The organism is Shewanella sp. 10N.286.45.A1 (assembly GCF_041470405.1).
Taxonomy (GTDB): domain Bacteria; phylum Pseudomonadota; class Gammaproteobacteria; order Enterobacterales; family Shewanellaceae; genus Shewanella.
The window spans coordinates 1-8950 of the sequence record NZ_JBFRMK010000320.1 but is presented as its reverse complement, the minus strand read 5'-3'; the positions used below and the strand labels follow the sequence as shown (position 1 = coordinate 8950).

The window sequence follows — 8950 nt, the reverse complement described above, 5'->3', positions numbered from 1 at the left end:
GTTTATTTTAGAGGGGAAAAGGGAGCGTAGTTACCCTAGAGTGTTGAAGTGTTCAAAGGACCGATATCCCATAAAAAAGAAAGCCGTTCACGTTAAGTGAACGGCATTAGCCACAGAGGCGCCTTTTTTCATGCTAAATTAGTATTACTTTTCTTCAGCATGAACCTGTGCGTTAAAACCTGGTGCAACTTTACCTGCTTGAGTGTCGTTGAAAACTTTTTCATCAAACTCATTTTCAGATTTAGCAATGACCACGGTTGCTACCGTATCACCAGTAACGTTCACCGCAGTACGCACCATATCAAGTAGTCTGTCCACGCCGATAATCAATGCGATACCTTCTACAGGAAGACCTACTTGGTTTAGCACCATTGCCAGCATAATAAGACCAACACCAGGCACACCCGCAGTACCGATTGAAGCAAGAGTCGCAGTTACAACGACCATCGCATAATCAGTAATGGTCAATTCAATACCAAATACTTGTGCGATAAATACCGTTGCAACACCTTGCATAATCGCGGTGCCATCCATGTTGATGGTTGCACCAAGTGGCAGGGTGAATGAAGCAATCTTATTATCGACACCCATACGGTGCTCAGCCGTTTCAATCGTTACCGGTAAGGTTGCGTTTGAACTTGCGGTACTGAATGCGAATAACTGTACGTCACGAATTTTTCGAATGAAAGTAAATGGACTTAAACCAGAGAATACTTTCAGTAATGTTGGATACACGATGAATGCATGGATAAGTAATACACCCAGTACCACAAAGAAGTATTGCACCACACTACCAAAGGTTTCCATACCGAGCGTTAATGCTAGCTTTGCCATCAAAGCAAATACACCATAAGGCGCAAGTTGCATGATTAGCGTAACTACGCGCATGATAACTTCGTTAAGGTCTGTAAATAGCGCTGCAACGCGTTTTCCGCGCTCACCGATATGGGAGATAGCAAAACCAAAAATAACCGCAAATATGATGATTTGAAGCATGTTGCCTTCACTCATCGCCTGCAGAGGGTTGGTTGGCACGATATTAATGATCACATCAGCCAAGCTTGGCGCCTGTTTAGCATCAAAATGCATGCTCTCAGTTACCAAGGTCGCATGACCTGGGTGAACTGCAATCGCGATGAGGATCGCCATTGAAAGTGCAATCGCGGTGGTAAAAAGGTAGAACGCGATGGTCTTGCCACCGAGTCGACCCAACTTAGAGGGTTCGCTTAGCGAACATGTACCACAAACTAGCGATACAAATACCAAGGGGACAACTAACATTTTCAAACTTGAGATGAAGATGGTACCGATGACATTTAAGAAGCCTTCGGTGATGTAATCTTTAATGAATTCACTTTCAGGGAAAAGATTACGAAGAAGTAACCCAAGAACAATACCTGAGAACATGCCGAGTAAAATTTTACTCGTCAGCCCAAGCTTTTTTGATTTCGTAGCAGACATAGTGCTTCCTGTATAATTTTTATGCTTTTCAATTTGCGCATTAAAGCCTAGCAAGAAAGAGCCCCAGTTGAAATGGTGTTAAAGTTAAAGTTTTTGATGAAATTTAGAAATTTACTACCTTTCGTGGTAGATAAGTTGCCAGTAAATTGTGTAGTGTTGTCTTCTAGGTAATCAGATAATTACCAGATATTATAATCAGAGTAACAGGGAGTCTGACAATGAAGTCAGCTTATAGTGTTTTTATTGCGTTAATATGGTCGTTTTTTCTCGTTGGTTGCGGAGGTGGTGGAAGTCTTTCTGCTGACCCTGATGATGGAGGAACGCCGAGCCCAGTCACAATATCGGTTGCATTAAGTACTACAAATACGCAAATTTCGGTTGATAATAACGCTGAGATTACGGCAAAAGTAACTGACTCAAATGGTAATGCAATAAGTACTTTAGTGTCCTTTAAACTAAATAATGACGCCTATGGCACATTTGATCCGGCTACAGGAGATGTGTCAACTGACACTGATGGAGTAGCTAAGATTGAATTGAATACCGGTTCCATAGCTACTGGTGCAGAGATAACTGCAACTATCTCTTCGGGTGAAAAGGCTACAATCCCTGTCACTATGGTTGGCAATGGTGGCGAGGCCGATGGTAATGGACCTTCCGTTGCAATAACACTGGTTGATGAAAACGGTGAACTTACATCGGGCATTAGCAGTTTATCACCTGGTTTTTTAGTCGCGAAAGTTACAGGGCTTTCTAAAGAAACTATTGTAACTTTTTCTACAAGTCGTGGCGAGATCCCTATTAACACTGCAGTAACTAAAGAGGGGGAGGCATCAGTGCAAATATTGGCAGGAGCAGATCCTGGGGCCGCTAATGCAACTGTGACGTTGTTATCAGGTGAAACCGCTAGTTTACCATTTACTATTGGCGCCACAAATGTGCTTATGGGTAGTGGCACCCCTTTTGAATCAGGCGTAGCTTCGATTTCTCCAGTTAGCGTGTCTGCTGGTGGTACCGCAAGTATTTCTGTTTCACTCCAAGATGATGAAGGAAAGATATTTACAGAGCCTGCCGAAGTTATTTTTTCGTCGGTATGCTCTGCTAAATCTTCGCCAGAAGCTGAAATTAGCTCACCTGTTATCGCTGTCAATGGTATTGCTACTAGTACATATCTATCTAAAGGTTGTGTTGGTGAAGATACCGTAAACGTCAGCGCTAATGTAGGAGGCAAAGCTCTGTCGGCATCAGGTCAATTAACAGTGTTACCTGCTAGTGTTGGAAGTGTTTCTTTTGTTGAAGCGGTGCCGGAGAATATTCGCTTAAAGGGCACCGGAGGTGCAGAAGCTTCAACTGTCAAATTTAAAGTGCTCGATAGTAATGGTAATCCGGTTAAAAATCAGCGTGTTAATTTCTCACTCAATACTATGACGGGTAATATTGAATTAGATCCTGAATATGCTACAACAGATGCAAGCGGTATTGCACAAACTGTTGTTAACTCAGGTTCAGTTGCAACATCTGTGAGAGTTACAGCATTAGTGGAGGGGAAAATACCTGAAATTTCAAGTCAGTCAAACCTCCTCGTTATTTCTACAGGCTTGCCAGATCAAGACAGTTTTTCTTTATCTGTTGATAATGCTAGTCCAGAAGCTTGGGATTATGACGGTACTGAAGTTAACGTTACTGCCAGGCTTGCAGATGCTTTTAATAACCCAGTACCAGACGGGACTGCTGTGTCATTTACAACGGAAGGTGGCTCAATTGAACCATCTTGTGTGACATTGAATGGCAAATGTTCTGTTAAATGGACGAGTCAAAATCCAAGGCCGACTGGTGCAATATTAGATGTAGAACCTTCACTTGCTCCTCAATTAGGTCAGCCTTATGGTGGGCGTGTTACTATACTAGCGACCGCGATAGGAGAGGAATCGTTCCCTGATACAAATGGTAATGGGCGTTTTGATGCTGCTGAAGAATCTGATTTTAAAACAAAACCTGATGTTTCAGGTCAGAGTTTCGACTTATCAGAAGCATTTGTTGATCACAATGAAGATACTGTTTATAACCCAAAAGTAACACGCGAAGAAGGTGGTGATTTAGAAACGTTTGTTGATTTTAATAACAATGGCGTTTTTGATAATGCAGATGGCTTGTATAACGGTAGTTTATGTGCACTTGATGTCAATGGGACGGCTCATTCTGGATGTTCAACAAACAAGTCATTAAACGTTCGAGCTAGCGCTGTTATTGTGATGGCAGGTAGTGCAGCCTATGCATCAACTCCAGTGATATCCGATAGTTGTATCGACGAAGCTAGTGAAGATGATGTTTGCAACGGTCTTAATGACAATAGCACACTTGATATTATAGGTAAGTCTACTGGTGGGGTATCTATTATAGTGAGCGATTTACATAACCAACCATTACCTTCGGGAACTGTTTTAACCTTTAAACCGTCAATTGGCGAATTGGCAAGTAACGGTACGTTCACGATTGCTTCTACTAACAGAAATGGCGCTTTATCTTATAGTGTTGTGATAAAAGGTGCTGATGAACCCGAATCTGGTTCACTTGTTATTGAAGCAGTAACTCTGAAAGGTGATATAACACTCATAGCCACTATACCTATGACTATACATTAATAGATTCGTGCCTAGTAGCTTTGTAAGTAGAGATATCTAGATTGCTTGATGAAAATATAGTTACCTAGTTGGTGAAGAATAAATCCTTATCAGTTTTCTGTTAGGGATTTTTTATTCCATAGAAATGCTAATTAGTTCAATCTGTTGTTGTTGTTGTGGTGACAGGGTTTGTGATTCTAAGAAGTGTTATTAGAATACCGTTGATTTTGAACGTCGCTTTTTGTTTGGCACGCGTATTAGTTGGCGTGCCAAAAATATCTGGATACTAATTAAATTGATAGATAATTATAACTACGCTTGACCAAGCTATTTATGACTAATAAAGAGAAGGAACTGAATATATCGACGCACGGTGCCCTCTCTACTTATCCGAATAAGTTTAAGACAGATTTATCTCTGGAACTGATAAACACTACCCAGTTTCATGATTTGCGTTAGCTCATCGAGTGCGGTGCGAGATTCAATCACCAATTGTGGGTCAGCTAAGTCGGCCACGGTTAAGCGATCGCGATAGTGTTTGTCTACCCATTGATTTAGGCGTGCAAACAACGCATCGTTCATCATGGTGTTTTGGTTAACTGCAGCGACTTCATCTTGATTCATTGCCACTCGAAGACGCAAACACGCGGGGCCACCGCCATTTTGCATACTTTGCTTAACATCAAAGTAATGCACTTGCTTGATAGGTGAGCCCAAAGTCACTAGTTCATTTAAATAAGCATGAACTGCTGGGTTTTCTTGGCAGTTGGTTGGCGCGATAATCGCCATTTCACCTGAAGGTAATGTCACTACTTGAGTATTGAACAGGTAGCTCTTAACTGCATCCTGAATCGCTACTTTAGCGGTTGGCACTTCAACAAAATGCAGTGGTGATTCACCAAACTTACGTTTTATCTCCTCAAGCTTGGCTTGAGTATTTAAAAATGCTTGCTCATGATAGAACAGCACATTTTGGTTACCAACAGCGATAACGTCGTTATGGAATACACCCTGATCGATGACGTCAGGGTTTTGCTGCATGTACACCGTGCCGTCATCATCTAGCTGGTGCAGACGAGCGATGGCCTGTGAGGCTTCTAAAGTTTGACGTGCAGGAAATTTTTGTGGTTTGGGTGCCGATGGGTTCGTCGCTTCTTGGCCATAAACAAATAGTTCAATACCTGCATGACCATACTCGCTGCAAAGGCGTGTATGGTTAGCTGCACCTTCATCACCAAAACTGGTATGTTCAGGTAAATGTTGGTGGTGTTTGAAATAGCGGCTATCGTTAAACGTAGCTTGAAGAATATTTCCAGTAGTGACAGGTTCAATACTGCGGTGCAGTTTGTCGACTAAGTTTGCTGGGGTAAAATGTAATTTACCATCGTGAGTATCGGCGCTAGGTGAGACTGTAGCAGCATTAGCAGTCCACATACTTGAAGCACTGCAGCATGCACGTAACAACGCTGGAGCCTCTTTAGCAGCTTTATTTAAAACTTCTGCATCAGAGCCGGTAAATCCGATTCTACGCAGTGTATGAAGGTCTGGGCGCTCTTGAGGAGCAAACATACCTTGTACTAAACCTAAGTCTGCAAGTGCTTTGGCTTTTTTGATCCCTTGTTTGGCAGCATCTTTAGGGCTGGATGTCGCGGCAGCGTTGTTTAAAGAGGCAACGTTTCCGAATGATAAACCCGCGTAATTATGTGTTGGGCCGACAAGTCCGTCGAAATTGGCTTCAAAATGCTTCATTCTTTATCCTTTAGGGTAGCTCAGGTGTGCTTTCCATTCCTGAGTTGTAATTATTGAGCTCAGTATACTTAAGCTAAAAGGCTAAACAAGGTGGTGGTTTTTTGTCAAAACAGTGTATTTGCATCAAAATTCACAACTAATACTTGCTTGATGACTAATAATGAAATATTAGTTTTTAAATAAGCACTAATTTTTTTCACATTTATTTCAAAAACGGTTAAAAAATGGTACTCCAGTACAAATAAAAGAGGGATTAGCTTGAAAGTCTTTACACAACCCTCTATATATGGAGCCAATTTTCAGATTTTTGAAACTTGTTGGCGCAAATTAATCTATGGGTAAATCGCTAGTAATCGTCGAATCACCGGCCAAAGCCAAGACTATTAATAAATATCTAGGCAAAGATTTCATCGTTAAGTCGAGTGTAGGTCACATCCGTGATCTGCCTACATCGTCGAGTCCAGACGCAAAGGTGGTGAGTAAAACACCTGCTGAAGTCAAGAAGATGTCTCCAGAGGAGAAGGCTGAGTATAAGAGTCTAAAAGCGAAGCAAGCTTTAGTTGCGCGCATGGGAGTAGACCCCGAAAAAGGCTGGAAGGCGAAATACCAAACGCTTCCTGGCAAAGAGAAAGTCGTAAAAGAGTTACAAACACTTGCAGAGTCAGCCGACCACATCTATCTCGCAACCGATTTGGATAGAGAGGGGGAGGCGATTGCTTGGCATCTTCAACAGGTTATTGGTGGAGATGAATCTCGCTATCAACGTGTAGTGTTTAATGAGATTACTAAATCAGCCATTCAGGATGCATTTAGTCAGCCATCGGTGCTCGACACTAATATGGTCAATGCGCAGCAAGCGCGTCGATTCTTAGATCGTGTTGTTGGCTTTATGGCATCACCACTATTGTGGAAGAAAGTTGCCCGTGGTTTATCTGCAGGACGTGTGCAATCTGTTGCAGTACGTTTGGTTGTAGAGCGTGAAGGTGAGATTAAGGCATTTGTGCCAGAAGAGTTCTGGGATGTGCATGCTGAGTTAAATACACTCACTAACGACTTGCTAAAAATGCAGGTGGTTAAGTATCAGGACAAAGCCTTTAGTCCTGTGAACCAGGCTCAAGCTGATAGCGCCGTAAGTGCTTTATCGCAATCAAGCTTTGTGGTTGCCGCTCGAGAAGATCGCGCAACGCAAAGTAAGCCATCAGCACCATATATCACTTCAACACTGCAACAAGCGGCAAGTACACGCTTAGGTTTTGGTGTTAAGAAGACCATGATGATGGCGCAGCGCTTATACGAAGCGGGTCATATTACCTATATGCGTACTGACTCGACTAACTTAAGCCAAGAAGCGCTCGATAATGTGCGTGAGATGATTGGTAAAGAGTTTGGCGATAAGTATTTACCAGAGTCGCCATTGCGTTACGGTAGCAAAGAGGGCGCGCAAGAAGCGCACGAAGCGATTCGTCCTTCAAATGTAAAAGTAACCGCAGCATCTCTAAGCGATATGGAGCGTGATGCTCAGCGCTTGTATGAGTTGATCTGGCGTCAGTTCGTTTCATGTCAGATGACACCAGCAAAGTATGATGCAACACGTCTTACTGTTAAGGCGGGTGACTACGAGCTAAAAGCAACAGGGCGTACATTACGTTTTGATGGTTGGACGCGCGTGCAAACTGCGATTAAGAAAAAGAACGAAGAAGACAATACACTGCCTATCGTTGCTAAAGGCGATACAGTAACACTGCAAGAGCTAACGCCTAAGCAGCACTTTACCAAGCCTCCTGCTCGTTACAGCGAAGCTTCTTTAGTTAAAGAGCTTGAAAAACGTGGTATTGGCCGTCCGTCTACGTATGCAACTATTATCTCAACCATTCAGGACCGAGGTTACGTAAAAGTCGATAACCGTCGATTCTATGCTGAGAAAATGGGCGAAATCGTTAGCGACAGGTTAGTCGGTAGTTTCCAGGATTTAATGAGCTATGACTTTACCGCAAGCATGGAGCAAACATTGGATGATGTTGCTCAAGGTAAGCTTGACTGGAAAAAAGTACTCAACGGTTTCTACAAAGACTTCACTAAGCAGTTAGAAAATGCTGAATTACCACCTGAAGAGGGCGGAATGCGCCCGAATGAGATGGTGATTACTGACATTAAGTGCCCGACTTGTGGTCGCCCTATGGGGATCCGCACCGGTAGTACTGGAGTATTCTTAGGGTGTTCAGGATATGCACTACCACCTAAAGAGCGTTGTAAAACGACGCTGAACTTAACGCCGGGTGAAGAAGCGGTTAGTGAAAGTGGTGAAGACGCCGAAACTGAAGCGTTAAGAGCAAAACATCGTTGTGGCATATGTGGCACAGCAATGGATAGCTATCTGATTGATGAAACGCGTAAGTTACACATCTGCGGTAATAATCCGACCTGTGAAGGCTTTGAAGTCGAAGCAGGGCAGTTTAAGATTAAAGGTTATGAAGGCCCTATTATTGAGTGCGATCGTTGTCAAAACGATATGGAACTTAAAAATGGCCGCTTTGGTAAGTACTTTGGTTGTACCAATTCTGAATGTAAGAATACGCGTAAACTGCTGAAAAGCGGCGAAGCGGCGCCACCAAAAGAAGATCCTATTCATCTGCCAGATCTTAAATGTACCAAGTCAGATGCATACTTTGTATTAAGAGATGGCGCTGCGGGGATTTTCCTTGCTGCTAGCACTTTCCCTAAATCACGTGAAACACGTGGTCCATTGGTCGAAGAGTTAGTGAAGTATCGTGAGCTGTTGTGGCCTAAGTATGCTTACCTTGCTGATGCACCTGTTGCAGATGATGATGGTAACTTAGCGTCTGTGCGCTTTAGTCGTAAGACCAAAGAGCAATATGTCGCGACGGATGTCGATGGTAAAGCGACAGGTTGGACCGCCAAGTTTATCGATGGTAAATGGGTTGCAGAAGCAAAAGCGAAGGCAAAACCGAAAGCTAAAGCTAAACCAAAAGCTAAGCCAAAGGCGAAAGCAAAACCTAAAGCTGAGTAATCTGTAAGCTTTATAAGCGCAAAAAGCCTCGAATATATCGAGGCTTTTTAATGCCTGCGGTTAGGTGTTTGAGCTCAAGCCTTGTACTAGA

At 42.9% G+C, this 8950-nt stretch carries 4 protein-coding genes; 2 read left to right on the top strand and 2 right to left on the bottom strand.

What is annotated here, in order from left to right; genetic code table 11:
- Positions 1–144: 144 nt before the first annotated feature.
- Positions 145–1461 carry a dicarboxylate/amino acid:cation symporter gene (locus AB4238_RS20285; protein WP_220736281.1) on the bottom strand — a complete coding sequence of 439 codons (1317 nt, stop codon included), beginning with the start codon at positions 1459–1461 and terminating at the stop codon, positions 145–147.
- Positions 1462–1679: 218 nt separating this feature from the next.
- On the opposite strand from AB4238_RS20285, the gene AB4238_RS20280 reads away from it, so the two are divergent.
- On the top strand, positions 1680–4103 hold the full coding sequence (locus AB4238_RS20280; RefSeq protein ID WP_372035208.1) for an Ig-like domain-containing protein: 2424 nt from the start codon (positions 1680–1682) through the stop codon (positions 4101–4103).
- A gap of 390 nt (positions 4104–4493) precedes the next feature.
- Here AB4238_RS20280 and astB read toward each other — a convergent pair whose 3' ends face one another.
- The gene (gene astB, locus AB4238_RS20275) at positions 4494–5831 is read right to left on the bottom strand and encodes an N-succinylarginine dihydrolase (RefSeq protein ID WP_372035207.1); all 1338 of its coding nucleotides are present in this window, start codon (positions 5829–5831) and stop codon (positions 4494–4496) included.
- Positions 5832–6165: 334 nt separating this feature from the next.
- Here astB and topA point away from each other — a divergent pair, with 334 nt between their 5' ends.
- On the top strand, positions 6166–8859 hold the full coding sequence (gene topA, locus AB4238_RS20270; protein ID WP_372035205.1) for a type I DNA topoisomerase: 2694 nt from the start codon (positions 6166–6168) through the stop codon (positions 8857–8859).
- Positions 8860–8950 lie beyond the last annotated feature (91 nt).

Coding starts and splice junctions, on each gene's coding strand:
- AB4238_RS20280 (WP_372035208.1), top strand. CDS start 1,680: ATGAAGTCAGCTTATAGTGTTTTTATTGCGTTAATATGGTCGTTTTTT.
- astB (WP_372035207.1), bottom strand. CDS start 5,831: ATGAAGCATTTTGAAGCCAATTTCGACGGACTTGTCGGCCCAACACAT.
- topA (WP_372035205.1), top strand. CDS start 6,166: ATGGGTAAATCGCTAGTAATCGTCGAATCACCGGCCAAAGCCAAGACT.
- AB4238_RS20285 (WP_220736281.1), bottom strand. CDS start 1,461: ATGTCTGCTACGAAATCAAAAAAGCTTGGGCTGACGAGTAAAATTTTA.